Origin of the sequence: Mycobacterium talmoniae (assembly GCF_001854525.1) — a bacterium.
Lineage (GTDB): Bacteria > Actinomycetota > Actinomycetes > Mycobacteriales > Mycobacteriaceae > Mycobacterium > Mycobacterium talmoniae.
This window is the reverse complement of the sequence record NZ_MLQM01000013.1, coordinates 1-26,554: the sequence shown is the minus strand read 5'-3', so window position 1 is coordinate 26,554 and position 26,554 is coordinate 1. Positions and strand designations below refer to the sequence as shown.

General features: G+C 68.8%; 23 protein-coding genes and 2 tRNA genes. 12 read left to right on the top strand and 13 right to left on the bottom strand.

The features are described 5' to 3' along the window. Positions 1-6 precede the first annotated feature (6 nt). The 4 genes from gjpA to BKN37_RS04625 form a co-directional block, all read right to left on the bottom strand. Complete coding sequence (gjpA, locus tag BKN37_RS04640) at positions 7-1,050, bottom strand: outer membrane porin GjpA (protein ID WP_071022318.1); 1,044 nt, start codon at positions 1,048-1,050, stop codon at positions 7-9. A gap of 417 nt (positions 1,051-1,467) precedes the next feature. Then, a complete protein-coding gene (locus tag BKN37_RS04635) occupies positions 1,468-2,223 on the bottom strand; it encodes a glutamate racemase (RefSeq protein ID WP_071022315.1) in 756 nt (251 codons plus the stop codon). Beyond that, positions 2,220-4,142 carry a methyltransferase domain-containing protein gene (locus BKN37_RS04630; protein WP_071022311.1) on the bottom strand — a complete coding sequence of 641 codons (1,923 nt, stop codon included), beginning with the start codon at positions 4,140-4,142 and terminating at the stop codon, positions 2,220-2,222. The genes BKN37_RS04635 and BKN37_RS04630 overlap by 4 nt, the downstream gene beginning before the upstream one ends. 221 nt (positions 4,143-4,363) lie before the next feature. Beyond that, positions 4,364-5,491 carry a PQQ-dependent sugar dehydrogenase gene (locus BKN37_RS04625; RefSeq protein ID WP_083341568.1) on the bottom strand — a complete coding sequence of 376 codons (1,128 nt, stop codon included), beginning with the start codon at positions 5,489-5,491 and terminating at the stop codon, positions 4,364-4,366. Positions 5,492-5,651: 160 nt separating this feature from the next. Between BKN37_RS04625 and BKN37_RS04620 the strand changes: the two genes are divergently transcribed. Beyond that, a complete protein-coding gene (locus BKN37_RS04620; RefSeq protein WP_071022305.1) occupies positions 5,652-6,485 on the top strand; it encodes a DoxX family protein in 834 nt (277 codons plus the stop codon). A 4-nt stretch (positions 6,486-6,489) separates the two neighbouring features. Here the strand turns inward: BKN37_RS04620 and BKN37_RS04615 are convergent, their stop codons facing one another. Further along, positions 6,490-6,879: a PH domain-containing protein gene (locus tag BKN37_RS04615; RefSeq protein WP_071022302.1), complete on the bottom strand. Its 390-nt coding sequence runs from the start codon at positions 6,877-6,879 to the stop codon at positions 6,490-6,492. A gap of 290 nt (positions 6,880-7,169) precedes the next feature. Here BKN37_RS04615 and BKN37_RS04610 point away from each other — a divergent pair, with 290 nt between their 5' ends. The 4 genes from BKN37_RS04610 (at position 7,170) to BKN37_RS04595 (ending at position 12,357) form a co-directional block, all read left to right on the top strand. Continuing rightward, positions 7,170-9,014, top strand: coding sequence for an acetolactate synthase large subunit (locus BKN37_RS04610; protein WP_071022299.1), 1,845 nt, complete (start codon positions 7,170-7,172; stop codon positions 9,012-9,014). Then, entirely contained in the window at positions 9,014-9,520 is a 507-nt protein-coding gene (ilvN, locus tag BKN37_RS04605; RefSeq protein ID WP_071022296.1) for an acetolactate synthase small subunit, read from the top strand. Before BKN37_RS04610 ends, ilvN begins: the two co-directional genes overlap by 1 nt. Before the next feature lie 32 nt (positions 9,521-9,552). Next, positions 9,553-10,554 carry a ketol-acid reductoisomerase gene (gene ilvC / locus BKN37_RS04600; RefSeq protein ID WP_242657080.1) on the top strand — a complete coding sequence of 334 codons (1,002 nt, stop codon included), beginning with the start codon at positions 9,553-9,555 and terminating at the stop codon, positions 10,552-10,554. A 321-nt stretch (positions 10,555-10,875) separates the two neighbouring features. Further along, positions 10,876-12,357: a biotin carboxylase gene (locus tag BKN37_RS04595; protein ID WP_071022284.1), complete on the top strand. Its 1,482-nt coding sequence runs from the start codon at positions 10,876-10,878 to the stop codon at positions 12,355-12,357. Positions 12,358-12,431: 74 nt separating this feature from the next. Here BKN37_RS04595 and BKN37_RS04590 read toward each other — a convergent pair whose 3' ends face one another. The 3 genes from BKN37_RS04590 to BKN37_RS04580 form a co-directional block, all read right to left on the bottom strand. Next, complete coding sequence (locus tag BKN37_RS04590; RefSeq protein WP_071022281.1) at positions 12,432-13,865, bottom strand: phytoene desaturase family protein; 1,434 nt, start codon at positions 13,863-13,865, stop codon at positions 12,432-12,434. Further along, positions 13,843-14,346 (bottom strand): DUF4262 domain-containing protein, encoded by a 504-nt coding sequence (locus tag BKN37_RS04585; RefSeq protein WP_071022277.1) that lies wholly within the window; start codon positions 14,344-14,346, stop codon positions 13,843-13,845. The genes BKN37_RS04590 and BKN37_RS04585 overlap by 23 nt, the downstream gene beginning before the upstream one ends. Before the next feature lie 91 nt (positions 14,347-14,437). Continuing rightward, positions 14,438-15,049 (bottom strand): TetR/AcrR family transcriptional regulator, encoded by a 612-nt coding sequence (locus tag BKN37_RS04580; protein ID WP_194074165.1) that lies wholly within the window; start codon positions 15,047-15,049, stop codon positions 14,438-14,440. A gap of 70 nt (positions 15,050-15,119) precedes the next feature. Between BKN37_RS04580 and BKN37_RS04575 the strand changes: the two genes are divergently transcribed. The 3 genes from BKN37_RS04575 (at position 15,120) to BKN37_RS04565 (ending at position 18,953) form a co-directional block, all read left to right on the top strand. After that, positions 15,120-16,244 carry an FAD-dependent monooxygenase gene (locus BKN37_RS04575; protein ID WP_071022273.1) on the top strand — a complete coding sequence of 375 codons (1,125 nt, stop codon included), beginning with the start codon at positions 15,120-15,122 and terminating at the stop codon, positions 16,242-16,244. Positions 16,245-16,306: 62 nt separating this feature from the next. Continuing rightward, positions 16,307-17,893: a phosphoglycerate dehydrogenase gene (serA, locus tag BKN37_RS04570; RefSeq protein WP_071022402.1), complete on the top strand. Its 1,587-nt coding sequence runs from the start codon at positions 16,307-16,309 to the stop codon at positions 17,891-17,893. A 49-nt stretch (positions 17,894-17,942) separates the two neighbouring features. After that, positions 17,943-18,953: a 3-isopropylmalate dehydrogenase gene (locus tag BKN37_RS04565; protein WP_071022270.1), complete on the top strand. Its 1,011-nt coding sequence runs from the start codon at positions 17,943-17,945 to the stop codon at positions 18,951-18,953. Positions 18,954-19,040: 87 nt separating this feature from the next. Here the strand turns inward: BKN37_RS04565 and thpD are convergent, their stop codons facing one another. The 5 genes from thpD to BKN37_RS04540 form a co-directional block, all read right to left on the bottom strand. Continuing rightward, positions 19,041-19,943 carry an ectoine hydroxylase gene (thpD, locus tag BKN37_RS04560; RefSeq protein WP_071022266.1) on the bottom strand — a complete coding sequence of 301 codons (903 nt, stop codon included), beginning with the start codon at positions 19,941-19,943 and terminating at the stop codon, positions 19,041-19,043. Continuing rightward, positions 19,940-20,353, bottom strand: coding sequence for an ectoine synthase (locus tag BKN37_RS04555; RefSeq protein WP_071022262.1), 414 nt, complete (start codon positions 20,351-20,353; stop codon positions 19,940-19,942). Before BKN37_RS04555 ends, thpD begins: the two co-directional genes overlap by 4 nt. After that, positions 20,353-21,627 (bottom strand): diaminobutyrate--2-oxoglutarate transaminase, encoded by a 1,275-nt coding sequence (ectB, locus tag BKN37_RS04550; RefSeq protein ID WP_071022260.1) that lies wholly within the window; start codon positions 21,625-21,627, stop codon positions 20,353-20,355. Before ectB ends, BKN37_RS04555 begins: the two co-directional genes overlap by 1 nt. A gap of 319 nt (positions 21,628-21,946) precedes the next feature. After that, complete coding sequence (ectA, locus tag BKN37_RS04545) at positions 21,947-22,444, bottom strand: diaminobutyrate acetyltransferase (protein ID WP_071022257.1); 498 nt, start codon at positions 22,442-22,444, stop codon at positions 21,947-21,949. A gap of 58 nt (positions 22,445-22,502) precedes the next feature. Beyond that, complete coding sequence (locus BKN37_RS04540; RefSeq protein WP_071022252.1) at positions 22,503-23,765, bottom strand: MFS transporter; 1,263 nt, start codon at positions 23,763-23,765, stop codon at positions 22,503-22,505. A gap of 97 nt (positions 23,766-23,862) precedes the next feature. On the opposite strand from BKN37_RS04540, the gene BKN37_RS04535 reads away from it, so the two are divergent. From BKN37_RS04535 to BKN37_RS04520, 4 genes are all read left to right on the top strand, one after another. After that, entirely contained in the window at positions 23,863-24,642 is a 780-nt protein-coding gene (locus tag BKN37_RS04535) for a fumarylacetoacetate hydrolase family protein (protein WP_071022249.1), read from the top strand. After that, positions 24,639-26,102, top strand: a complete 1,464-nt coding sequence (gltX, locus tag BKN37_RS04530) for a glutamate--tRNA ligase (RefSeq protein ID WP_071022244.1) — start codon at positions 24,639-24,641, stop codon at positions 26,100-26,102. Before BKN37_RS04535 ends, gltX begins: the two co-directional genes overlap by 4 nt. Positions 26,103-26,244: 142 nt before the next feature. Next, a tRNA-Gln gene (locus BKN37_RS04525) sits at positions 26,245-26,316 on the top strand. 72 nt (positions 26,317-26,388) lie between these two features. Next, positions 26,389-26,461 (top strand) — tRNA-Glu (locus BKN37_RS04520). The last annotated feature ends 93 nt before the right edge of the window (positions 26,462-26,554 follow it).

Sequence of the window (26,554 nt, the reverse complement as noted above, 5' to 3'; positions counted from 1 at the left end):
GGGGACTCAGAACAGGCTGGCCAGAATGTCCAGCGGCATACCGGTGCCCGACCAGCCGATGTCCATCGCGATGGCCTGGGCCAACTCCACCATCGACGCAATCGGTCCGACCGCGACGCCGGGCAGGTCGAACAGGTTGACCGTGCTGCCCAATAGATCGGCGTCCACACCCAGACCAACCGCGTCGAAAAGCGACCCCGCGGGGCTGAGCAGCCCACCGAAGTCCAAGCTGAGGTCCGAGATGTTGGTGTCCAACCCAAGCAGTGAAATGGACGGCAACGTGATTCCCAATTGCGTCAAGATCGGCAGCAGGTCTACCTCGCCGTAGCCGTTGAGGAACGCGTTGGTGAGGTTGGCCGGCATGTCAATCACGTCTTCGAACGCCGTCAGGGGGTTACCGCTGGTCAGCGCGTCAAAGATGCCGGTGATATCGCTGCCGAACTGCAGCATGGGACTGAGCGTCGTACCCAGTGCACCGATGAGGACACCGCTAGCCGGGGAACCGACAAAATCCAGCAGTTGAGCAACGATCGGCTCCAGGTTCTTATCGGTGATCAGGGACGGAAGCAGCCCCTGGACGAGCTGGAAAAGCCCCTCATGCGTGAGGACGCTGCCGATGAGCCCGGTACCTTTGACCACGTCGTCGAGCGATTGGTACAGGGTGTCGGTGGCGCCGCCCGCCGGTAAGAACGGCTCAAACGGGGTGGCGAGGGCTGACTCGAGGTTCTTGAAGATCTCGCCGGGAACGTTCGCGATGCTGGCGGGGTCCTTGAGAAACTCTTCGATGTAGCCGACCTGGTTGGCCAGGACCTGCTGCGCCACCGGGAACGGGGCCGCCGAGAAGTGATCCCAGATGCCGGTGGCGTTGGTAGACGTCGTCTGCAGGACGTTCTCCCACGTTCCGATGGGGTCGAAGTCGCCGGCGGCGGCGAGTTGGATGTCGGGGACCTGGATCTCGGGCAGGTGTGCCGCCACCGGGGTGACGGCGATGACGCTGGCGCCGGCGAGGGCGACACCGGCGGTGATCCAGGGGCGCGTTGCAAGTTGCATAGGTCTCCTTCAATGCCTGGCCGTGACGAGCACCACGACCAGACTGGGACGTTACCTGACAGTAGGTTAAGAAGAAACAAAAAGGTCCAAAAAATTGGACGGAATCGTCTCGGCGCCGGCCCCGGCTGGTGATGTTGCCGCAGGTCAGTGCAGCTCACGCCGGGGTCCGGTCCGTTGCCGCGGCGCCGGCCCTTGGGGGTGCACGGCCGCGTGGTCCCCTCCGGCTGTCCGCCCCGCGAGGTTTCGAGTGACGGCGAACATGGTGTGCGTACAGCGGTTTCGCATTCCAGGTGGGCGTGGATGCGGATCGGCCGCGCATCCACCTTAACTGAGAGCGGACTGAACGCGGTTAAGGGGTTTCTTCAGGATGGCGGAGTCGGGCCGTGCGCCGCGGCTCGGCGCCCAGGAGGCCGCCGTTCAGTGCCTGTGCACCCGAGCGGCCGCCACCTCGACACCCCACGCGGCCAACGCGGCGCGCCGCATCGCCTCGGGGTCTCCGGTGGTGACGAAGGTCCGCTCGGCCGGCCGCGGTGCACCGCGGGCCTGCGGATGGCGCTCGGCGACCGCGGCGGCCAACCGCTGCGCCGGGTCGATCAGCAGTGCGTCCGGCAGCGCGGCCGAAAACCAGCGGCGCGCGGCGGGGTAGTGGGTGCAGGCCAGCACCAGGGCCTCCACGCCCCGCAACGGGGCGAGAATCCGCGCCAGGTCGGCGCGGAATGCCGCCGAGCCGGTCCGGCCGGCCTCGATGTGCGCCGACAGCGGCTGGGCCACCCGGGACAGCACCACCCGGCCCGGGCGGGCCAGCCCGCGCCGGTAGTGGCCGGCGGCGATGGTGCGCCGGCCTCCGATGACCCCGACCGTGGCCGCGGCATCGGGCACCGACGCCACGCCGCAGTCGATGATGCCGTGTACCGGAATCGCGACGGCGCCAAGATGTTCCACCACGGTGCTGGCGGCGTTACAGGCCAAGACGGCTTCGCTGGCGCCCATCTCGCTCAGCCGGTCGAGCACGGCGGATAACCGCGCGGTCAACTGGCCGGTGCGCATCCGGCCGTAGGGGAGTGCTCCGGTGTCCGACCAGTACAGCACCGGCAGTCCGGGCGCCGCCTTCTCCAGCGCTTGCACCAACCCGATGCCGCCGATGCCCCAATCGACGACGCCCAGCGCCGTCATGGGTAGCTGAGCGGCTCGGTGCGTCCCTTGGCCAGCGGTCCCGAGTCGAACGCCACCACCCGCTGCGACAACGTCGTCGTCAACAGGTCCAGCCGCCGGCCCGGGAACCGGCTGGAGAAATACCACCGGTATTCGTGTTCGGCGCGGATCGGGTTGTGCCGCAGCATCTCCTGCCAGTCCGGGTGGCGGGTGAGCGCGGCCAGGTCGGCGGCGAAGCCCGGCCGGCGACGTGGCGCACGCCAGTGCGCGACCGCGGAGCGCGCCAGCGTGCCCAGCTCCGACCACCGCGCCGGCCGCTCGACCATGTCCACCACCCACAGCCGGCCGCCGGCGACCAGGACCCGCCGGATCTCGTCCATGACCGGGTCCCAGTCCAGGTACCGAAACGACAGGAACGACACCACCACGTCGACGTGGTCGTCGGGCAGATCCAGGGTTGGGTCGTCGACCAGGGCGAACCGCAGCCGGTCGCGCTCGCCGTTGCGCGCGGCGGCGCGGGCCAGCATCTGCGCGGAACTGTCCACACCGATCCCGGTGCCGAGGTGGCCCGCATCGTCCAGGGCGCGCAGCAACGCTCCGGTGCCGCAGCCGATATCGAGTATCCGCAGCGGCCGGCCGAATTCGGCGGCGGCCCGCGCGGCGCGGTCGGCGACCCAACGCCACTCGCGTTCGCGGACCCGGATATCGGCGTAGGCGCGGTCGTAGGGCTCGGCCACCCGATCATAGGAGCGGTCCGGCCGCGTTGCGGCGGGCCGGTATTCGACCAGCGGCTCGGCCGCGCCGCCGAGGTACTTGCGGACGGATCCGACCCAGCCGTGCGACTTTTTACCCGGCGTGGCGATCAGATAAAGATTCGGGCGGGCCTCCGGTCGGCGACCCGCCCACGCGAAATGGTCTTTGTGCGCCGACACGGTGGTGTAGTTGCGGTTGCCGTAACTGGGCACCCCGAACACGTCGGCGAAGAACGGGGCAAACCAGCGTGCCGTGCGGCAGGCGTGGAAGTAGGCTCGCCCGGTGGGGGAGAACGGAATCGGCATCGTTCGCCACTCATGTGGTGAGAACTGTTCGGGCCAGTCGGTGGAGCCGAACATCGGGCCGTACAGGCCGGCATGGCTGATCAGGTGCAGTTGGTCGATCACCCGCCCGGCATCGGCCAGCCGGGCCAGCTCGCCGACGAACTCGCTTTTGTGGTGCACGCCGGTGACGACCACCTCGGCGTCGGGATGCGCGGCGGCCAATTCGCGGGTCATGGTGGCCGCCGCCGTCGCGAACTCCGCCGAACCGCCGCGGTAGTGGGTGGTGTAGGAAACCCAGATCACCGGGACCGCAGCGTGTTTGGGTGCGATGTCGGCGAACGGCAGGCGCGGGTGGTCCCCGGCAGGAATCCAGGCGCCGTAGTCGCCGACCAGATCCAACGCCTCGGCGCGGTCCAGATCGAACACCCGCATCCGAGTCGGCGGCGGGCTGTAGCAATGCAGCGACAATCCCGTCGCGCCGGCCGTCATATCGTGAATCACGTCGGGCGTGATCGGAATCGGCGCGCCCTCGGCCCGCACCGCCGCCTCGACCGGCACCAGGCGCGGGCCCTCCCAGCCGAACCGCCGCTCGTGAAAGTCACCCTCGACCGCGACGACGAATCCGCCGGACCCGCCGTGGTCGTGCGGCGCGCAGCTCTGCCCCGGACGCCAGCGGGCGATCATGATCTCGACACGCTCGTCGGCGCGCAGGATGGTGCGCGAGTAGGGCTGGTCCGGGCCCGGCGCGCTGGCCAGCGCCGCCAACGCCGGCGCGGCGGCGGCCACCCGAGCCAGCAGGCCGGCGCCGGGCAGGTCGCCGCGCGCCGCCGTGCCGGCCAACGCGTCCAGCAGCGCAGCCACGGCGTCGACCCCGGCGCGCGCGTCGACAAGCAGCTGGCTCACGATGGTTCCCCCGAGTCCTGGTGGGCCGCGCTCCCCCAAGCGCGGCCCACTGCATCCGATCCTAAGGGCGCCGCATGGGGTCAGAACGCACCAATTTCGTCGGCGTGACGCGTCGCCACAATCGCGGTCCGGGCGTCGCCGAACGTGCACTGGTGGCGGGTTTTCGGCCCAAATCCCGCCCTCAGCGCACGCTCGGCGCAAAGGCCGCGGCGACGCCGCGATCAGGTCTTGTCGTCGTTGCTGCGTGGGAAGCCGCCGCCGCCCGCCGACAGCAACGGGAAGACCACGTCGTCGAGTTTTTCGGCGTCGCCGAAGCTCTTGTTCACCGTCGCGCCCCACAGGTTGCCGTCCGGGGCCAGCGCGATCGCCCAGGCATGCTTGTGGACGTCGTTGTCGCGCAACACCTCGGGTTCGCTGGTGACCGCGCCGGTGCCCGGCGCCAGCCGCACCGCCACCGTCTGCTTGGTGTTGACCAGGTTGACCAACACGGTGCCGTCCAACGCCGCGCAGCCGCCCACCCCGGGCTTATCGGGCCACGTCCACACCGTCGAGGTCTGCGACTCCTTGGTGATGCGCTGCAGCCGATCCCCGGTGGGGGTGCGGTCGGTGATGTAGAGCGAACCGTCGACCGGATCGATGCACATGCCGCCGCCGGCGCCCATCCCGGCCAGGGCCGTGGTCGGCGGCGCCGGGTCGACGGTGGTGGGCTGCTCGAGCCGCAGCACCTTGCCGGCGCGCGAGGCGGGGTCGGCCGCGGCGGCGGGATCGCCGGCGTCGCCGGTCAGCACCACCAGGGTGGTGCGGCTGGTGAAGATCAGCGCGCCGGAATTCCCGGTGGCCCCCTTGGGGATCCCGGTCAGGATGTCTTTGGGGACGTCGCCGTCGGCGATCCGGATGACCCGGTTGTCGGTGGGCGTGCTGATGTAGGCGTACATCAGCCGGTCCTGCGAATACGTCGGGGAGCGCACAATGTCCAACAACCCGCCGTCACCGGACGGGTCCACGCCGATGACCGTCTTGACCTTCGGCTCGGCGCTCAGCGAGATCTCCTTGATGGCGCCGGTGGTCCGCTCGGCGACCAGCGCCGACTTGCTGTCGCCGAGCATGATCAGCCCGCTGGTGCTCTCCAGGCAGCCCTGCATGACGTTCGGTGCCGGGCACTGCTTGGGGAACGGGGTGGCCGGCAGCGGCGGCGGCGGGGGAGGCGTCGAGGTGGCCGGGGGTTTGCGCTGCGGTTCGGTGGTAAACGGCTCCGACTGGGCGTCGTTGAAATGCGCGCAGCCGGTCAACACCAGCAACCCCGCGCACCCCACGACGGCCATCCGTCGAACCGCCCCGCGCATCCGCATGCCCGCCAGATTACGGACACCGCGGGTGGGCCCGCCAGGATGGCCGCCTTAACCACCGGTGGCGCCCCGCCGCGGCGACCCGGAACGCCGGCCCGGATTTGCCGGTGAAAGCGCCGCTCAAATCCCCAATCCAGCCCGTGATGCCCTTACCCTGACAAGGGTGACCAGCCAAGCGCACGATTCACCCTGGCAGCGACCGGACGGTTCGGCGCCGCCGAACCCGGGACGCCCCGGCTCGGCAAGCCTGGTCGATCCCGAGGATGACCTGCCCTCGGCCGACTACGGGGGCGATTTCGAGACCACCACGATCCCGCCCTACGACTCCCGCAATGGCGGCAGCACCGGATTCAGCCTGCTCGGCGACTCCGAGCCGCTGCCGTATGTCCAGCCGCAATCCAGTGGCCGGCACGCCGCGCTGGGACCGGCCGAGATCGACCCGGACGACGACGAGCGGTACGGTCCCGTCGACCGCCGCGGTACCCAAGACCTGGGCTTGTTGCTGCTGCGACTGGCGTTGGGGGCGCTGCTGGTGGTGCACGGCCTGCAGAAGCTGTTCGGCTGGTGGGGCGGGCAGGGGCTGACCGGGTTCAAGAACTCGCTGTCCGATACCGGCTACCAGTACGCCGACATCCTGAGCTATGTCGCCGTCGGCGGCCAGATCGTCGCCGGGGTGCTGCTGGTGCTGGGGTTGTTCACCCCGGTGGCCGCCGCCGGGGCGCTGGCCTACCTGCTCAACGGGGTGCTGGCCGCGGCCTCGGCCCACGGCGGGGTGCGGCATCTGGCGTTCTTCGGCCCGGACGGGCAGGAATACCAGATCACGCTGATCGCGATCGCCGCCGCCCTCGTGTTGACCGGCCCCGGCAAGTACGGGTTCGACGCCGGTCGCGGCTGGGCGCGTCGTCCCTTCATCGGGTCGTTTATCGCCCTGCTGCTCGGCATTGGCGGCGGTGTCGCGCTGTGGGTGCTGCTCAATGGCGCCAACCCGCTGAGCTAACGGCTCAGGCGTACGGGTTGGGGACCCGACCCCCGCTGGCTTCGGTCAGCTGCGGCAGCGTCGCGAAGGTGACCGCCGGCAACCGCAGTTCACCGCCGCTGGTGAGGTGGGCGCGGGCCCACGAGCCCTTGGTGAACCGCAACCCCTCGATGTCCTCCCAGCGCACCGACCGGCTGCCCAGCAGGGTGCGGACCGTCACGCCCCGGCCGTCGGCGACGGTGCGCAGCCGGACGATCAGCGCCGACAGCAGCACCGGAATCACCAGCAGCGGCGCCGTCGCCGGCCAGGTCAGCACCGGGATCAGCAGGCCCAGCGCCACGAAGCCGACCGCGAAGTGCGCCATCGGGGAAATCTTGATCACCGCGGGTGCGCTGGAAGCCACGCCGGCAATCATGCCTGACGGCCGTAGCGCCCGATGGTGCGGATTGATTCGCATCGTCCGAGGAGTCGCGGATCAAACCGCACGGTCGGCAGCGGGGCGCCCACGCCGCAAATTTGACGGTTGACCTGTGCTGACGCTACTGTCGGACGCTATGGACAACCGCGAAATGCTCGTAGTACTTGGTCGGCGCGTTGGCTGCTGACTAGACGTACCTAGCCGAGCACCAACGCGCAACCCTCGTGCAGCAGCTGAGCTGACGGGGGTTTTTTGTTGTCATCAGTGCCAGAGATGAAGAGGAAACCGTGAGCGCACCCACCACGCGACCAGCGGAGCGGTCGACGCCCCCGCAGCCGGCCAACGGCGCCCCGGCCACCACCGGATCCCACCGGGTCGCGCCGCAGCAAATGACCGGCGCCCAGTCGGTGATCCGGTCCTTGGAGGAACTCGATGTCGAAGTGATCTTCGGCATTCCCGGTGGCGCGGTGCTGCCGGTGTATGACCCGCTGTTCGACTCGCAGAAGTTGCGCCACGTGCTGGTGCGCCACGAGCAGGGCGCGGGGCACGCCGCCAGCGGCTACGCGCACGCCACCGGCAAGGTCGGGGTGTGCATGGCCACCTCCGGTCCCGGGGCCACCAACCTGGTCACCCCGCTGGCCGACGCGCAAATGGACTCCATCCCGGTCGTCGCCATCACCGGGCAGGTCGGCCGCCAGCTGATCGGCACCGACGCCTTCCAGGAAGCCGACATCTCCGGCATCACCATGCCGATCACCAAACACAACTTCCTGGTCAGTCGCGGCGACGACATTCCGCGGGTGATCGCCGAGGCGTTCCACATCGCGTCCTCCGGGCGGCCGGGAGCAGTTCTCGTCGATATCCCCAAGGACGTGTTGCAGGGCCAGTGTACCTTCGCCTGGCCGCCGAAGCTGGATCTGCCCGGCTACAAACCCAACACCAAACCGCACAACCGGCAGGTGCGCGAGGCCGCCAAACTGATCGCCGCGTCGCGGCGGCCGGTGCTCTACGTCGGCGGCGGCGTCATCCGCGGCGAGGCATGCGAGCAGCTGCATGAGCTGGCCGAGCTGACCGGCATCCCGGTGGTCACCACCCTGATGGCCCGCGGCGCCTTCCCGGACAGTCACCGCCAGCACCTGGGCATGCCCGGCATGCACGGCACGGTGGCGGCGGTGGCCGGGCTGCAGCGCTCCGATCTGCTGATCACCCTGGGTGCCCGGTTCGACGACCGGGTCACCGGCCAGCTGGACTCGTTCGCGCCGGACGCCAAGGTCATCCACGCCGACATCGACCCGGCCGAGATCGGCAAGAACCGGCACGCCGACGTGCCGATCGTCGGCGATGTCAAGGCCGTCATCACCGATCTGCTCGCCGCGCTGCGCCACGACCAGGTCAGCCTGGATCTGGCGGAGTGGTGGACCTACCTGCGCGGTGTGCAGGAGACCTACCCGCTGTCCTACGGGCCGCAAAGCGACGGCAGCCTGAGCCCGGAGTACGTGATCGAAGAGCTGGGCCGCATCGCCGGGCCCGATGCGGTGTATGTGGCCGGGGTGGGCCAGCACCAGATGTGGGCCGCGCAGTTCATCAAATACGAGAAGCCGCGCACCTGGCTGAACTCCGGCGGTTTGGGCACCATGGGCTTCGCCATCCCGGCGGCCATGGGCGCCAAGATGGGTCGCCCGGACGCCGAGGTGTGGGCGGTCGACGGCGACGGCTGCTTCCAGATGACCAACCAGGAGTTGGCCACCTGCGCGATCGAGGGCATCCCGATCAAGGTGGCGTTGATCAACAACGGCAACCTGGGCATGGTGCGCCAGTGGCAGACCCTGTTCTACCAAGAACGGTACAGCCAAACGGATTTGGCCACACATTCGCACCGCATCCCCGACTTCGTCAAGCTCGCCGAGGCGTTGGGGTGCGTCGGATTGCGGTGCGAGCGTGCCGAAGACGTCGAGGACGTGATCGCGCAGGCCCGGGCGATCACCGACCGGCCGGTGGTGATCGACTTCATCGTCGGCGCCGACGCGCAGGTGTGGCCGATGGTGGCCGCCGGCACCAGCAACGACGAGATCCAGGCCGCGCGCGGGATTCGCCCGCTGTTCGACGACGACGACAACGAGGGGCACGCCTGATGGGCACCACCACGCACACGCTGTCGGTGCTGGTCGAGGACAAACCCGGGGTGCTCGCTCGGGTGGCGTCGCTGTTCTCCCGGCGCGGCTTCAACATCGAGTCGTTGGCGGTGGGCGCCACCGAGCAGAAAGACATGTCCCGCATGACGATCGTGGTCTCGGTGGAGGACACTCCGCTCGAGCAGATCACCAAACAGCTGAACAAGCTGATCAACGTGATCAAGATCGTCGAGCAGGACGACGACAACTCGGTGGCCCGCGAGCTGGCGCTGATCAAGGTGCGCGCCGATGCGAGTACCCGCGGCCAGATCATCGAAGCCGCGAATCTGTTCCGGGCCAGGGTGATTGACGTCTCCCCGGAGTCGCTGATCATCGAGGCCACCGGTACCCCGGCCAAGTTCGAGGCGCTGCTGCGGGTGCTGGAGCCCTACGGCGTGCGCGAAATCGTCCAATCCGGTCTGGTGTCATTGGCCCGCGGTCCCCGCGGCATCGGCACCGCCAAATAACTAATAAGGAGAAAAGCCAAGTGGCAGTTCAGATGTTCTACGACGACGACGCCGACCTGTCGATCATCGCCGGCCGCAAGGTCGGGGTGATCGGCTACGGCAGCCAGGGGCACGCGCACTCGCTGAGCCTGCGCGACTCCGGGGTGCAGGTGAAGGTGGGTCTGAAGGAGGGCTCCAAGTCGCGGCCGAAGGTCGAAGAGCAAGGCCTGCAGGTCGACACCCCCGCCGAGGTCGCCAAGTGGGCCGACGTGATCATGCTGCTGGCGCCCGACACCGCGCAGGCCGAGATCTTCAAAAACGACATCGAACCGAACCTCAAGGCCGGTGACGCGTTGTTCTTCGGTCACGGGCTGAACATCCACTTCGGGCTGATCAAGCCGGCCGCCGACGTCACCGTCGCGATGGTGGCGCCCAAGGGGCCGGGGCATCTGGTGCGCCGCCAGTTCGTGGACGGCAAGGGTGTGCCGTGCCTGATCGCGGTCGATCAGGACCCGACCGGATCCGGTGAGGCGCTGGCGCTGTCCTACGCCAAGGCGATCGGCGGGGCCCGGGCCGGGGTCATCAAGACCACCTTCAAGGAGGAGACCGAAACCGACTTGTTCGGTGAGCAGGCCGTGTTGTGCGGCGGCACCGAGGAACTGGTCAAGGCCGGCTTCGAAGTGATGGTCGAGGCGGGCTACGCCCCGGAGATGGCCTACTTCGAGGTGCTGCACGAGCTCAAGCTGATCGTCGATTTGATGTATGAGGGCGGCATCGCGCGGATGAACTACTCGGTGTCCGACACCGCGGAGTTCGGCGGCTACCTGTCCGGTCCGCGGGTCATCGACGCCGACACCAAGGACCGGATGCGGGCCATCCTGCGCGACATCCAGGACGGCAGCTTCGTCAAGCGGCTGGTCGCCAACGTCGAAGGCGGCAACAAGGAGCTCGAGGCGCTGCGCAAGCAGAACGCCGAGCACCCCATCGAGGTCACCGGCAAGAAGCTGCGCGACCTGATGAGCTGGGTGGACCGCCCGATCACCGAAACCGCCTAGTCACCTGTTGCGCGAGCGTGCGTGTCCCCGGTCCGACACGCGGTGTCGGGACCGGGATCGCGCACGCTCGCCGGGCGGCGGCTCTGCAGGCCGTCCCTAGTGCGTCGACATTGAAGCCACGCAGGCGAAGTCCGAGAGGACGCCTGCGTGGCTTCACTGTCGCGGGGGCTAGTGGGGGAGCGGGCTTCAGCCACCAAGCTCCAAAGCCAATCCCACTTGCACCCGGCCACGGGCCGTGCACACTTGTGACATGGAGATCGGTGAGCTCATCGCGGTCGCACGGACCGTAGCACCCCGGCTGTCGTCGTCGACGCGGCCGGCGTGAGCGCGCGCACCGGCGGGCCTGAGCCGCAGCCGCGCCGCACGCTGCACGGCCTCTCGGACGTGCGGGCGTTCTTTCACACCAACACCGTCCCGCTGTATTTCATCTCGCCCACCCCGTTCAACCTGCTCGGCATCGACCGTTGGGTACGGAACTTCTTCTACCTGACCTACTTTGACTCCTTCGAGGGCGACCATCCGCGCGTGTTCGTGCCCCGGCGGCGCAACCGGATGGATTTCGACTCGATGGAGGACGTGTGCAATTACCTGCTGCGTGATCCCGAGACGCTTGAGTTCATCGCGCGGCGCGGGCCCGGCGGCAAGGCGTGCTTTGTGATGCTCGACGAGGCAACCCAGGCCTTCGCGCACGAGGTAGGTCTGGAGGTCATGCAGCCGTCGTGGGAGCTGCGCCATCGCCTGGGCTCCAAGATCGTCATGACGCGTTTGGCCGAGAAGGCCGGGGTGCGGAGCGTGCCGCACGTGATCGGGCGGTCCGGCTGCTACGACGACCTGCTGGCGCTCGCGCAGGGCGCGGGCCTGGGCGAGAACCTGGTCGTCCAAGCCGCGTACGGCGACGCCGGCACCACGACGTTTTTTGTGCGCGGTCAGCGCGACTGGGACCGGCACGCCGAGGACCTGGCCGGGCAGGAACTCAAGGTGATGCAGCGTATCCGCAACGTGGAGGTGTGCCTGGAGGGCGTGGTGACTCGGCACGGCACCATGGTCGGCCCCGCGATGACAAGCCTCGTCGGTTACCCGGAGCTGACCCCGAACAAGGGCGGCTGGTGCGGCAATGACGTGTGGCGCGGCGCGCTTTCGCCCGACCAGACCCACACCGCGCGGGCAATGGTGCGCAAGCTGGGCGGCCGCCTCGGCCGCGAGGGGTACCGCGGCTACTTCGAGGTGGACCTCTTGCACGACCTGGACTCCGACGAGCTGTACCTCGGCGAGGTGAACCCGCGGCTGAGCGGGGTTAGCCCGATGACGAACTTGACCACCGAGGCCTACGCCGACGTGCCGCTGTTCCTGTTTCACCTGCTCGAGTACCTGGACGTGGACTACGAACTCGACGTCGACGAGATCAACGCGCGCTGGGAGCGGGGCTACGGCGCCGACGATGCCTGGAGTCAGCTGATGATCTGGGAGACCTCGCCGCACGTCGAGCTGTTGACCGCCGCCCCCCGCACCGGGGTGTGGCGCCTCGACGACGACGGGCGCGTCTCGTTTGCCCGCCCCGGCAACGACTGGGCTTCACTGATGGACGAGTCGGAAGCCTTCTACATGCGGATCGCGGCGCCCGGCGATGTGCGCTGCAAGGGTGCCGAACTCGGTGTGCTGGTCACCCGCGGGCACCTGCAGACCAGGGACTATAAGCTCACCGAACGGTGCCGACGTTGGGTTGAGGGCATCAAGTCGCAGTTCCGCTCCACCCGGCTGACCCCGGGTGAGCCGACCGTGCCGCGGCTTGTCGCCCGGGCGTAAGCGGATTTACCCGCCGAGATCGACGTTATCGTGCGCCGCACCCGCGATATCGCGCGTTAACGTCGATCTCGCGGTCACGGCGCCAGGCTCGGCAGTTCGCGAATCCCGAACTCCCGCTTGAGCACCGTGCGCGCGGCGTAGTAGCCGGCCATGCCGTGCACCCCGGCGCCGGGCGGGGTGGCCGCCGAACACAGGTACACCTGGGGAATCGGTGTGGCCCAAGGGTTTACCCGCGGGGTCGGGCCGGTGATCGCCCGCCACGCGGAATTGCCGCCGGCGGCGATGTCGCCGCCGACGTAGTTGGCGTTGTGGTCGGCCAACCGGGCGGCGGGCACCCCGCGGGCGGCCAGCACCAGGTCGCGAAATCCTGGCGCGAACCGTTCGATGGTGGCGGTGACGGCCTCGGTTTGGTCGATCGGCGATCCGGCCGGCACGTGCGCGTAGGTCCACATCGGGCGCCGTCCTGCGGCGTCGATCCGGGACGGGTCGGCCAGGTGCGGCAGCGCCGCCAGCACCATCGGGGCGGCAGCGTGCCGCCCCGCGGCGACCTCGGCTTCGGCGTGCGCCATCTGGCGCCGGTCACCACCGAGGTGCAGGGTGGGGGCGGCCGCCAGCCGTGGATCGCGCCACGGCACCTCGCCGGACAGCACGAAGTCGACCTTGGCGACTCCGGCGCCGAAGCGGTAGCGGCGCAATGTCTTTGCGTAGCGGGTCGGGATCCCATCGCGGTAGATGTCCAGCAGCGCGGTGGGCGCGGTGTCGAAGATCGCCACCCCGTCCGGCGGCGTCGTCACCGCGGCGTCCGCGGTCACCTCGCCGCCGTGGGCGCGCAGATCGGCGATCAGCGCGTCGGTGATCGCCTGGCTGCCGCCCACCGGGATCGGCCAGCCCACCGCGTGCCCGAGGGTGGCCAGCATCATCCCCGCCCCGGCCGAGGTGATCGACGGCATCCGCGAAATCGTGTGGGCGGCAACACCGGTGTACAGGGCGCGGGCGTCATCCCCGGCCAGCGACAGATTCCACGCCGGGCTGCCCTGCCCGGCCATCCGTACCCCCAGCCGGTCTACGGTGGCCAGCCCGGACGGGATCGACCGCTTGTCGCCGAGCAGAAACCCGACCACCGCGTCGCAGCCGTCAACCAGCGGACCCAGCAGCCGCCGCCACGAGGCGCCGTGCTGCAACTCCGCGCAGGTGCGCTCCAGGTCCCGGTAGGCGATCGCCGCCGGGCGCTCATCCAGCGGGTTGGCGTAGGAGACCTCCGGCACCGCCAATCGCACGCCGCGCGCGCCCAGGTCGAACTCGGCGAAGAACGGCGACGCCAGCCCCAGCGGGTGCACCGCCGAGCAGATGTCGTGCGCGACGTCGGGAAACTCCGGGTCGGCGGCGGTGCGGGCGCCGCCGCCGAACGTCGGCTGGGCCTCGAGGACCTGCACGGACAGGCCGGCACGCGCGCAGATGACGGCCGCGGCCAGCCCGTTGGGTCCACTACCGACGACGGTGACGTCCATCCCGTGATGGTAAGGGCGGCCGCTCGGCGCGCAGCCCGAGCACCGGCTGACGGACCCGACCGCCGGAGAATTCAGGACACCATGGCTGGTGCCCCCGTTCGTCAGCCCACACCAGCTGCAGCGCCCGCAGGTCGGGGCCGTAGAACGCCACCGCCACATTCATATGCGCATCGGGATGCTCCACTTGGACGACCTCCAGCGGTGGCCCATCCGGTGTCGCGATCAGCTCGCCGGGTATCGGTTTTCCGCCCTCCATCAGGTAGGCGGCGAGGTTGTTGAGCAGCAGCGCCGTCGGCTGCGGCGCCAGGCCGGTCACCAGCAGTTCGGGTAAGCCGTGCTCATGCAGGCCGACCGTGTAGGCGTAGGGCGTGCGCTCGTCCTCCACGTATTGCACCGCCCAACCGCGTTTGTCCACCGTCTCGCGAATGGCGTCCAGCCATTCCTCGACGGTGCTATCCGGGTGATCACATTTCCAGCACATGGGTGCTTCTCCTCCCGTCGTCGTACTTACCGACAGGGTCCACCTGGGCACCGACAAGACACGGGTTCCCGCAAGGATGAGGCATGCCGGGCTACGGTTCGGCAGTGCGCCGGGAGCGCAGCAGCGGAAGGAAAATCGTGTCGACGATCTCCTCGATGGCCTCATCGGCCAGCGGCCGCAGCGTCATCAGGATTTCGTAGCGGAACAGGTCCACGGGCAGGCGAGCGATGCGTTCCGGGACCTGTTCCGGTTGGATTTCACCGCGGTCGATGGCCCGCTGGATTACCTCGTCGAGTGCCGGGTTACGGCCACCGTGCACAAACGCGCTGAGATCGGACAGGCTGGCGCCGGTCTGACGGTAGAAGCCGCCCAGCTGGGTGAACAACTGTGTCGCCAAACCGACCCGGACTTTGTTGGCTTGCTGCAGCAGCGCGATCACGTCGCCCCGCAGGCTGCCCGTGTCGGGGGCGGTCACCACGTCCTTGCCCACCTCATGCTGCAGCGCGGCCAACACCAGTTCCTGCTTGCCCGGCCAGCGCCGGTAGAGCACCGCGCGACTGGTGCCCGCCCGCGCGGCCACGGCGTCGATCGTGAAGTCGTCGTAGCCGCGTTCGGTCAACTCCGCCCACGCGGCATCCAGCAGGGCTTCCTCCAGCGCGCGGCCGCGGCGCCGCTGCGACACCCCGGCTGAACTAAGAGACATTGCGTTTCCTAACGCCACGGTCTAGATTTTGGGTACACCATGTATCTTACCGTCAGAAGGGGCGAATCCGATGCGCATTCTCATCTCCGGTGCCGGTATCGCAGGCCTGAGCACCGCGATCAACCTCGGGGCCGCCGGCCACGACGTCACCCTGGTCGAACGCGCCAACCACCTGCGGGTCAATGGGTCTCCCATCGACATACGCGGTGACGCGATCGACATCGTCGACCAGATGGGGGTGCTCGGACAGATCCGTGCACGGCAGATCGATATGACCGAACGCGTCCAGTTCGTCGACCGGCACGGCGCCGTCGTGGCCGAACCGCCTCTCGACCAGATCAACGACTCCGCGGACGATCTGGAGATCCCCCGCGAAGACCTCACCACCATCCTCTACAACCACCTCGGGCCCTCGGCCGAGCTGCGGTTCGGCGAATCCATCGCCGAACTGGGTGACGACGACCGCGGCGTCGACGTTGTCTTCGCCTCCGGCGAGCGGGACCGCTATGACCTGGTGGTCGGAGCCGACGGCATGCACTCGGCCGTTCGCCGGCTGGTGTTCGGTCCCGAGCGGGGATTTCTGCATTACCTGGGCTTCTATGTCGCCCTGGCCGAGCTGCCCGACTACACGCCGACCGGACGCGCCAACCCGATGTACAACTATCCGGGTCACCTGACCGGTATCGCCGCCTACAACGACAAAGCCTTGGCGGTCTTCACATTTCGGTCGCCGTGGATTGACTACGACTATCACGACCTGGCGGTCCAAAAGCAGATCCTGGCCGATGCTTTCGCCGGCCACAGCGAGTGGCGAATCCCTGAACTGATAGCGGCCGCGGTCGCAGACCCGGAACTGTACTTCGACTCGGTCAGCCAGATTCGGATGCCGGTCTGGCACCGCGGCCGCGTCGTGCTCGTCGGCGATGCCGCCCATTGCACCTCCAACCTGACCGGCCGCGGGACCAGCCTGGCCTTGACCGGCGCCTGGTCTCTGGCCCAGGCCCTGCGCGACCACCCCGGCGACCTCGCCCGGGCCTGGGCGCAATACGACCGTGACCGGCGACCACATGCGACCCGAGTCCAGGCGATGGCGGCGCCGGGAGGTGACCGCCTGGTCCCGGCCACCCAAGAGCAGATCGATGCGCGCAACCGAGAGTTCCAGGCCGGCATCGGCGCTCACACCGGCAACCGGTGACCGCTCGGCGACCCGCCGCGCCCGGCTGGGCCGCGCTCAATGCGGCCCACTACGCTGTCCGGGTGAGCCTGCCCGTTGTGTTGATCGCTGACAAACTCGCCGAATCCACCGTCGCCGCGCTCGGCGACCAGGTCGAAGTCCGCTGGGTCGACGGCCCGGACCGGGCGAAGCTGCTGGCCGCGGTGCCCGAGGCCGACGCGCTGCTGGTCCGCTCGGCCACCACCGTCGACGCCGAAGTGCTGGCGGCGGCCGCCAAGCTGAAGATCGTGGCCCGCGCCGGCGTCGGGTTGGACAACGTCGACGTCGACGCCGCCACCGCCCGCGGGGTGCTGGTGGTCAACGCCCCCACGTCGAACATCCACAGCGCCGCCGAGCATGCGCTGGCGCTGCTGCTGGCCGCCGCCCGCCAGATCGCCCCGGCCGACGCGTCGCTGCGCGAGCACGAATGGAAGCGGTCGTCGTTTAGCGGCACCGAGATCTTCGACAAGACCGTCGGGGTGGTCGGGCTGGGCCGCATCGGGCAGCTGGTCGCGCAGCGGCTCGCGGCGTTCGGCGCCCGCATCGTCGCCTACGACCCCTACGTGTCGGCGGCGCGCGCCGCCCAGCTCGGCATCGAGCTGCTGTCCCTCGACGAGCTGCTGGGCCGGGCCGACTTCATCTCGGTGCACCTGCCCAAGACCCCGGAGACCGCCGGCCTGATCGGCAAGGACGCGCTGGCCAAAACCAAGCCGGGTGTGATCATCGTCAACGCCGCCCGCGGCGGGCTGATCGACGAGGCGGCGCTGGCCGAGGCGATCACCAGCGGGCACGTCCGGGCCGCCGGCCTGGATGTGTTCGCCACCGAGCCGTGCACCGACTCCCCGCTGTTCGACCTGCCGCAAGTGGTGGTCACCCCGCACCTGGGCGCGTCGACCGCCGAAGCCCAGGACCGGGCCGGCACCGACGTGGCCAAGAGCGTGAAGCTGGCGCTGGCCGGCGAATTCGTGCCCGACGCGGTCAACGTCGGCGCCGGGGTGGTCAGCGAAGAGGTCGCCCCATGGCTGGATCTGGTCCGCAAGCTCGGCGTGCTGGTGGGGGCGCTGTCCGACGCGCTGCCGGTGTCGCTATCGGTACAGGTCCGCGGGGAACTGGCCGCCGAGGACGTCCAGGTGCTGCGGCTGTCCGCGCTGCGCGGCCTGTTCTCGGCGGTGATCGAGGACCCGGTCACCTTCGTCAACGCCCCGGCGATCGCCGAGGAGCGCGGGGTGGCGGCCGACATCGGCACCGCCACCGAAAGCCCCAACCACCGCAGCGTCGTCGAAGTCAAGGCGGTCGCCGCCGACGGCTCGGCCGTGACCGTCGCCGGCACGCTGTCCGGGCCGTTGCAGGTGGAAAAGGTCGTCGAGATCAACGGCCGCCACTTCGACCTGCGCGCCCAAGGCGTGAACCTGGTGATCAACTACGCCGACCAGCCCGGTGCGCTGGGCAAGATCGGCACCCTGCTCGGCGGCGCGAACATCAACATCCACGCCGCGCAGCTGTCCGAGGACGCCGAGGGTCCGGCCGCGACGATCCTGCTGCGGCTGGACCGCGATGTGCCCGACGACGTGCGGGCGGCGATCAGCGCGGCGGTGGGCGCCAACAAGCTTGAGGTGGTGGACCTCTCGTGAAACGCGTCCGCGACGATGCAGAGCGCAGCGATGAGAAGGAGCGGCGCTCGTGAAGTTAGCGGTCATCCCCGGCGACGGCATCGGCCCGGAGGTCATCGCCGAGGCCGTCAAGGTGCTCGACGCCGTGCTGCCCGGTGTCGAGAAGACCAGCTACGACCTGGGGGCGCGGCGCTATCACGCCACCGGCGAGGTGTTGCCCGACTCGGTGCTCGAGGAACTGCGCGCCCACGACGCGATCCTGCTCGGCGCGATCGGCGACCCGTCGGTGCCGTCCGGGGTGCTGGAGCGCGGGCTGCTGCTCAACGCGCGATTCGCACTGGATCATCACGTCAACCTGCGTCCGGCCCGGCTATATCCCGGTGTGACCAGCCCGCTGGCCGGTAATCCCAATATCGACTTCGTGGTGGTCCGCGAAGGCACCGAGGGGCCCTACGCCGGCACCGGGGGCAGCATCCGGGTCGGCACCCCGCACGAGATCGCCACCGAGGTCAGCGTCAACACGGCCTACGGGGTGCGCCGCGTGGTGCACGACGCGTTCAAGCGGGCGCAGCGGCGACGCAAACACCTCACCCTGGCGCACAAAACCAACGTGCTCAGCTTCGCCGGGCAGCTGTGGTGGCGCACCGTGCAGGAGATCGGCGAGGAATACCCCGACGTCGAGATCGCCTACTGCCACGTCGACGCCGCGACCATCTACCTGGTCACCGACCCCGGGCGGTTCGACGTGATCGTCACCGACAACCTGTTCGGCGACATCCTCACCGACCTGGCCGCGGCGGTGTGCGGCGGCATCGGCTTGGCGGCCAGCGGCAACATCGACGCCACCTTGGCCAACCCGTCGATGTTCGAGCCGGTGCACGGCAGCGCCCCCGATATTGCCGGGCAAGGCATCGCCGACCCGACGGCCGCGATCATGTCGGTGGCCATGCTGCTGACCCATGTCGGGGAGAGCGCCGCGGCCGCCCGCGTCGACCAGGCCGTCGCCGAGCACCTGGCCACCCGCGGTGATGCCAAGCTGTCCACCAGCGCGACCGGCGAGCGGATCCTGAGCCTGCTGTAAACGCACCCCGGCGTTGACTCTGCGTGTATGGCGCGGTCTTTCTCGAACTTTTGCGCCCTACACGCAGAATCAATGCAGGGCCGGCCCCTACACCGGGTCGAAGGTGCGGCTGGCGATGAAGGTCGGCCGCGGTGCCTTCGCCCCGAACGGCTCGACCAAGGTGTTCTCCACGCTGTTGTAGACGATGAACACATTCGACCGCGGGTAGGGCGTGATATTGCTGCTGGACCCGTGCATGCAGTTGCTGTCGAAGAACACCGCCGACCCGGCCGGTCCGGTGATCTGACGGATCCCCCGCTCGTTGGCCAGCCAGGTCAGGCTGGTCTCGTCGGGGGTGCCGATCTCCTGGCGGCGCAGTGACGAGCGGTAGTGCTCCGGCGGTGTCTCGCCCGGGCAGGACACGAACCATTTATGCGAGCCCGGCATGATCATCAGCGACCCGTTGTAGTCCCGGTTCTCGGTCAGCGCCACCGACACGCTGATCGCGCGGGGGGAAGGCATCCCGTCCTCGGCGTGCCAGGTCTCGAAATCGGAGTGCCAGTAGAACTCCTGACCGTTGAACCCGGGTTTGAAATTGACCCGGCTCTGGTGCACGTAGACGTCTGAGCCGAGCAGCTGGCGGACCGGGCCCACCAGCCGCGGATCGGCGACCAGCGCGCCGAACGCCGGGCTCACCTTGTGCACCTCGAAGATCGACCGGATCTCGCGGCTGTCGGGTTCCAGCACCGAACGCTCGTCTTGCGCCAACGCCGGATCGGTGCGCAGATTGTCCAATTCGGCCCGCAGATCGGCGACGATGTCGGGGTCCACCAGGGCGTCGACGGTCACGAAGCCGTCGGCGTCGAAACGATCGACCAGGCGCGTTTCGAGCGGGCCACTGACCCGATCGGGATCGCACCACACCGCGGGGTCGTGGCGTGGTGCAATCCCGATCTTGACGTTGCTGCGGGTCGGGTACCGGTCGTAGCGGTTGGTCGTGGCGGCGGTCACGAGGCCGCCTCGGCCTCCGCGCTGTCTTCGATGATCAGCGGGTAGGCTCCGGTCTCGTCGTGCACCTCGCGGCCGGTGACCGGCGGGTCGAAGACGCACACCATGCGCAGGTCCTCGCGGGCGATGATCCGGTGGTGTTCGTGGCCGTCGAGCAGGTAGAGGGTGCCGTCGCGCAGCGGGTGGACCTCACCGGTCTCGTCGTTGACCAGGTCGCCCTCCCCGCCGACACAGTAGACCGCCTCGACGTGGTTGGCGTACCACATGGCGGTCTCGGTGCCGGCGTACAGGATGGTCTCGTGCATGGAGAACCGCTGGCCGTCACGGGCCAGCAGCAACCGCTGGCTGTTCCAGGTTTCGGCCTGGACATCGCGGTCGGTGCCCTTGATTTCGGCGAGGGTGCGGACGATCACTAGCTGCTCCTTCCGGCGGCACCGGCCAGTTCCCGGCCGGCGACAGCCTCGATTGATTCGGCGGTAATGGTCAGGCCCCGGGCTAGATCCTCCTCCTCGATCACCAGCGGCGGCATCAACTTGACGACCTCGCTTTCGGGTCCGGACGTCTCGAGCAACAGCCCGCGGCTGAACGCTTCCTTGCAGACCGCATCGGCGAGTTCGGGACGGTCGAAGGCCACGCCGCGGATCAGGCCGCGGCCGCGCGTCTCGACGCCGTCGAGCGGGTCCACCACCTCACGCAGCGCGCGTTCGACCAGCTCGCCCTTGCGCATCACCTGCTTCTCCAGCGAGTTGTCGGTCCAAAAGTTCAGCGCCGCCTTGCCCGTGACGAACGACGGGTTCTGACCGCGGAACGTGCCGTTGTGCTCGCCCGGCTCCCAGACATCGTGTTCGGACTTGAACAACGTGAGGGCCAGCGGCAGCCCGTAGCCGCTGATCGACTTGGACATGCAGACGATGTCGGGCACGATGCCGGCCGCCTCGAAGCTGAAGAACGGCCCGGTGCGCCCGCAGCCCATCTGCACGTCGTCGACGATCAGCAACAGCTCGTGGCGGCGGCACAGCTCGGCCAGACCCTTCAGCCACTCCAGCCGGGCCACGTTGACGCCGCCCTCACCCTGCACGGTTTCGACGATCACCGCGGCCGGGTCGTTGAGCCCGCTGCCGCTGTCCTCCAGCAGCCGCTCGAACCAGATGAAGTCGGGCACGGCGCCGTCGAGGTAGTTGTCGTAGGGCATCGGGGTGGCGTGCACCAGCGGGATGCCGGCGCCGCCGCGTTTCATCGAGTTGCCGGTGACCGACAGCGAGCCCAGCGTCATGCCGTGGAAGGCGTTGGTGAAGCTGATCACGCTTTCCCGGCCGGTGATCTTGCGCGCCAGCTTCAGCGCGGATTCCACCGAGTTGGTGCCGGTGGGGCCGGGAAACTGGACCTTGTAGTCAAGCCCGCGAGGTTTGAGGATCACCTCTTCGAACCGCTCCAGAAACTCGGCCTTGGCGACGGTGTTCATGTCCAGGCTGTGCACCACCCGGTCGGCGGTCAGGTACTCGAGCAGGGGCGCCTTGAGGTCGGGGTGGTTGTGGCCGTAGTTCAGCGCACCGGCACCGGCGAAGAAATCCAGGTACTGCCGACCGTCGGTGTCCCAGATGTGGGCGCCGGCGGCCCGGTCGAACACCACCGGCCACGATCGGCAATAACTGCGTACCTCGGATTCGAGGGTTTCGAAAATGGTCATGCTTCCTCCGTCCGTGTGCACAACGGAACGAAACGGCAGGTCGCGAACAAAGCTGGACAATGCGGCCCGGGGCTGGGCGTTCAACGGCGGCGGCTGCAATGCACGCCAGCTCCGATCCCGCTGCATGCGGCCAACTCAGACGTTTGTCGCATGCAGTTGTCGATCGATGTCGCTCGACCTACCACCCCGCTCGGGAGGCCCCAACTCGGTCTGCCGGGGCTCACGTTTGCGCGGACGCGACCTTACCGAGGATCGGTGGCCGATCTCAACCTCCGCGCTCGGAGTGGCGAGATCAGACGCCGACCCAGACCACACCCGCTCAACCCCGCGGGGGTACCCGCAGCGGGCCGATCCGAAACAGCTCCTCGGCCAGGTGAGCGTCGGGAAACAGCGCGGCGCCGAACAGCTCGGAGCGCTCCACGGCGGCCTCCCACCGGCGCGCGAACGCCAGGAACAGCCGCTGGCTGGCCTCGTTATCGGGTGTGATCGAGGTCTCCAAATGGGTGACCCCGTCGCGCAGCGCGCGGGTGAACAACTGGTCGAGCATCCGGCTGGCGAGCCCGACCCCGCGGTGGGCGTCGTCGACCGCCACCTGCCACACCAGCAGCGTCGCGGTTTGCTCGGGGCGACGATAGCCGGTGATGTAGCCGGCCGGGCGGCCGTCGACCTCGGCGATCACCGAGCTGGCGGCGAAGTCCCGGCACCAGATCAGGTAGGCATACGGCGAGTTGACGTCCAAGGTGGCGCTGTCCTTGGCCAGCTGCCACAGTGCGGGCCCGTCGGCCACGGTCGGGATGCGGAACTCGATAGCGGTCATTGCGACGACGGTAGTGCCGGTCTTCGCGGGCGCATCCGGCGACCGGTGCCGCTGCTGGCTACACCGGCGGATCCACCGTCGGCGGTTTCGGTGGCACCCGCAGGGTGCGCAACGCTTCCAGCGCGGGACGGCCCGGCGGTTCGGCGGATACCGGTACCACCGGCAGGGCGACCAACGGGAACAGTCCGCACAGCGCAAACGCGAGGGGATAGCCGACGGTCCCGATCAGCGCCCCGAACAGCGGGGGAGCCACGCCGGCGGTCAGACGCTGGGTGGTGTTCTGGATGCCCAGCGCACGCCCACTCCAGTACGGCCCGGCCCGCTCGGCCACCGAGGTGGAGGCCAACCCGTTGTCGAGCACGGTGATCACCGCCGCGACGACCATTGCCGCCTCGGCCAGCTGCGAATGCAGGTGATCGGCCAACCCCGTCGCCAGCATCGCCGCGGCGCCGGCGGCGGCCAGCGTGCGGATCGGCCGCAGCCGGGTGGCGACCCGGTCCGACCAGCGGCCCACCATCACCCGGGCCAGCGCGCCGAGCAGCTGCGCGATGGTCACCAGCCCGCCGGCCGACCCGGTGGCCCAGTGGTGGCCGCCGATCAGCCAGACCAGCATGAACGTGGCGATCACACACTGCGGCACCATCAGCAGCGCCGAGGACAGGTGAATCCGCCACAGCACCGTGGACCCCTGGTACGGGCTGACCAGCTCATGGGCGGGGGCGGTGTCCCGGGGCGCCCGCGGCGGATCCAACACCCCGATGGCGCACGCCACCGCCGCCACCGCGCACACCGTCGCCGGAAACATCAGCGCCCGCGACAACCCATGCTCGGCGAGTTCGGGAATCACCGCGGCGCCCAACGCGATTCCCAACGGCTGCGCGGTCTGGCGGATGCCCATCACCAGTCCGCGCTGATGCGGCGGGAACCAGCCGGTCACCAGCCGGCCGCTGGCGGTGTTGGCGCTGGCGGCGGCCATCCCGCCCAGGAACAGGAAGGCGCCCACCGCGACCAACGACTGCATCGAGGCCGCGGCGTAGGTTGCCACCGCGGTCAGCGCCGAGCCGGCCGCCAGCACGATCCGCTCACCGATGCGGTCCAGCAGCGCACCCCAGGCGAACAGGGTCAGCACCATCCCGAAGCTGGGCATCGACGCGAGCAGACCGGCCACGGCCAGGTTGGTGTCGCGTTTGGATTCCAGCATCGGGATGACAAAGGCGACACCGTTGATGAACACAAAGGAACACAGCGTCGCCAACAGCGCGATGACCACGATCGACCAGCGCGCCGCGGTGCTGATCGAGTCCGCAGACGCTCGAGTCACCCGCTTATCGTTTCACATGCGTTTCATAGAACGCGGGAAATCCGGAGGTGCTGGTCACCGCGCGCTCGGTCGCCGGACACCCAGTACCCTCAGACGAATGCGCCTTGGCCGAATCGCCAGCCCGGACGGTGTCGCTTTCGTCAGCATTGACGGCGAGTCCGGCGACATGACTGCCCGTGAGATCGCCGAACACCCCTTTGGCACACCCACCTTCACCGGTCGGTCGTGGCCGCTGGCCGATGTGCGGCTGTTGGCCCCGATCCTGGCCAGCAAGGTGATCTGCATCGGCAAGAACTACGCCGCCCACATCGCCGAGATGGGGGGTGCGGCTCCGGCCGATCCGGTGATCTTCCTCAAACCCAACACCGCCATCATCGGGCCCCACGTCCCGATTCAGCTGCCGGCCAACGCTTCGCCGGTGCATTACGAGGGCGAACTGGCCGTGGTGATCGGCCGGCCGTGCAAGGACGTGCCGGCCGCCCGGGCGGCCGAGAACATCCTGGGCTACACCATCGGCAACGACGTGTCGGCCCGCGATCAGCAGCAAGCCGACGGCCAGTGGGCCCGGGCCAAGGGGCATGACACGTTCTGCCCGGTGGGCCCGTGGATCGTCACCGACGTCGACCCGGCCGACCTGCAGGTGCGCACCGAGGTCAACGGCCAGGTCAAACAGGACAGCCGTACCTCGCTGATGATCCACGATGTCGGTGCCATCGTGGAGTGGATTTCGGCGGTGATGACGCTGCTGCCCGGTGATCTGATCCTCACCGGCACCCCCGACGGCGTGGGCCCCCTCGAGGACGGCGACACCGTCGCGATCACCATCGAAGGCATCGGTACGCTGTCCAATCCCGTTGTCCGCAAAGGAAAGTCGTGAGCACCAACGTTCGGGTTCGGTTCTGTCCGTCGCCCACCGGCACCCCGCACGTCGGGCTGATCCGCACCGCGCTGTTCAACTGGGCCTACGCCCGGCACACCGGCGGCACCCTGGTCTTCCGTGTCGAGGACACCGACGCCGAACGCGACAGCGAGGAAAGCTATCTGGCGCTGCTGGAGGCGCTGCGCTGGCTGCACCTGAACTGGGATGAGGGCCCCGAGGTGGGCGGACCCTACGGTCCCTACCGGCAGTCGCAGCGCAAAGACCTGCACCGGGACGTGGTGGCCCGGCTGCTGGCGGCGGGAGAGGCCTACGAGGCCTTCTCGACACCGGAGGAGGTCGAGGCCCGCCACGTGGCGGCCGGCCGCAACCCGAAACTGGGCTACGACAACTTCGACCGCGAGCTGACCGAGCAGCAGCGCGCGGCGTTCGCCGCCCAGGGCCGTAAACCGGTGGTCCGGTTGCGGATGCCCGATGCGGACGTGTCCTGGAACGACCTGGTGCGCGGGCCGACCACCTTCCCGGCCGGCACCGTGCCGGACTTCGCGTTGACCCGAGCCAACGGGGATCCGTTGTACACCTTGGTCAATCCGGTCGACGACGCGCTGATGAAGATCACCCATGTGCTGCGCGGTGAGGACCTGCTGCCGTCCACCCCGCGTCAGATCGCGCTGTATCAGGCGCTGATCCGCATCGGGGTGGCCGACCGGATTCCTGAATTCGCGCACCTGCCCAGCGTTTTGGGCGAGGGCAACAAGAAGCTGTCCAAACGCGATCCGCAGTCGAACCTGTTCGCCCACCGCGACCGCGGCTTCATTCCCGAGGGATTGCTGAATTATCTGGCATTGCTGGGCTGGTCGATCGCCGACGACCGCGACGTGTTCAGCATGTCGGAGATGGTGGCCGCATTCGACGTGGCCAACGTCAACTCCAACCCGGCCCGGTTCGACCAGAAGAAGGCCGACGCGATCAACGCCGAGCACATCCGGCTGCTCGATCCGGCCGATTTCACCGCCCGGCTGCACGCGTTCTTTGCGGGCCACGGGCACAGCACCGGGTTGGACGACGCGGGGTTCGCGGTGGCCGCCGCGCTGGTGCAGACCCGCATCGTGGTGCTCGGGGACGCCTGGGAGCTGCTGAAGTTCTTCAACGACGACGAGTACGCGCTGGATCCGCGCGCGGTGGCCAAGGAGCTGGGGCCCGACGCGGCCGCGGTCCTGGACGCGGCCATCGCGGCGCTGGGCGAGGTGGCCGACTGGACCACGGCGGGTATCGAGGCCGCGCTCAAGGACGCCCTGCTGGTACGGCTGCAGCTCAAACCCCGCAAGGCGTTCGGCCCGATCCGGGTGGCCGCCACCGGCGCCTTGGTCAGCCCGCCGCTGTTCGAGTCGCTGGAGCTGCTCGGCCGGGACCGCAGCCTGGCTCGGCTGCGCGATGCGCGGGCGCGGATCGAGCCGTGAGGGGTTCGGTCGAAATCTTTGGTAGTCTGCACGTCGGCCGACAACGGCTGGCCGCAGCGGCGACGCGGTGTTCCGCCCCGCTCCTCCCGGAGCTGGTCAGAGCACCTCGTAAGCGCTCTGACCAGCGGTTTTAGCCAGCCAATGGGGTATGGTGTAATTGGCAACACAGCTGATTCTGGTTCAGCCATTCTAGGTTCGAGTCCTGGTACCCCAGCAAAAACTGTCCACCCCAAGCGATTAGGTGGGCATCGGCAGTTGAGCTATGCTGACTGCTCGGATCAGTTCTGGCCCCGTCGTCTAGCGGCCTAGGACGCCGCCCTCTCACGGCGGTAGCGTGGGTTCGAATCCCATCGGGGCTACTCATCCGGCTCGCCACTCGTGGCGAGCAGACGCAAAAGCCCCCAGTTTCGTGCCGAAACGGGGGCTTTTGCGTCTGCTCGCGGGGGTGGGGG

Excerpts from the sequence above, each read along its gene's own strand:
- BKN37_RS04635 (WP_071022315.1), bottom strand. The coding sequence starts at position 2,223 with ATGACGGCGCTGGGCGTCGTCGATTGGGGCATCGGCGGCATCGGGTTG.
- ilvN (WP_071022296.1), top strand. The coding sequence starts at position 9,014 with ATGGGCACCACCACGCACACGCTGTCGGTGCTGGTCGAGGACAAACCC.
- ectA (WP_071022257.1), bottom strand. The coding sequence starts at position 22,444 with ATGACCGCTATCGAGTTCCGCATCCCGACCGTGGCCGACGGGCCCGCA.
- BKN37_RS04580 (WP_194074165.1), bottom strand. The coding sequence starts at position 15,049 with ATGTCTCTTAGTTCAGCCGGGGTGTCGCAGCGGCGCCGCGGCCGCGCG.
- BKN37_RS04615 (WP_071022302.1), bottom strand. The coding sequence starts at position 6,879 with ATGATTGCCGGCGTGGCTTCCAGCGCACCCGCGGTGATCAAGATTTCC.
- BKN37_RS04585 (WP_071022277.1), bottom strand. The coding sequence starts at position 14,346 with ATGTGCTGGAAATGTGATCACCCGGATAGCACCGTCGAGGAATGGCTG.
- BKN37_RS04535 (WP_071022249.1), top strand. The coding sequence starts at position 23,863 with ATGCGCCTTGGCCGAATCGCCAGCCCGGACGGTGTCGCTTTCGTCAGC.
- BKN37_RS04590 (WP_071022281.1), bottom strand. The coding sequence starts at position 13,865 with ATGGACGTCACCGTCGTCGGTAGTGGACCCAACGGGCTGGCCGCGGCC.
- BKN37_RS04625 (WP_083341568.1), bottom strand. The coding sequence starts at position 5,491 with ATGCGGATGCGCGGGGCGGTTCGACGGATGGCCGTCGTGGGGTGCGCG.
- ectB (WP_071022260.1), bottom strand. The coding sequence starts at position 21,627 with ATGACCATTTTCGAAACCCTCGAATCCGAGGTACGCAGTTATTGCCGA.
- gjpA (WP_071022318.1), bottom strand. The coding sequence starts at position 1,050 with ATGCAACTTGCAACGCGCCCCTGGATCACCGCCGGTGTCGCCCTCGCC.
- ilvC (WP_242657080.1), top strand. The coding sequence starts at position 9,553 with ATGTTCTACGACGACGACGCCGACCTGTCGATCATCGCCGGCCGCAAG.
- BKN37_RS04575 (WP_071022273.1), top strand. The coding sequence starts at position 15,120 with ATGCGCATTCTCATCTCCGGTGCCGGTATCGCAGGCCTGAGCACCGCG.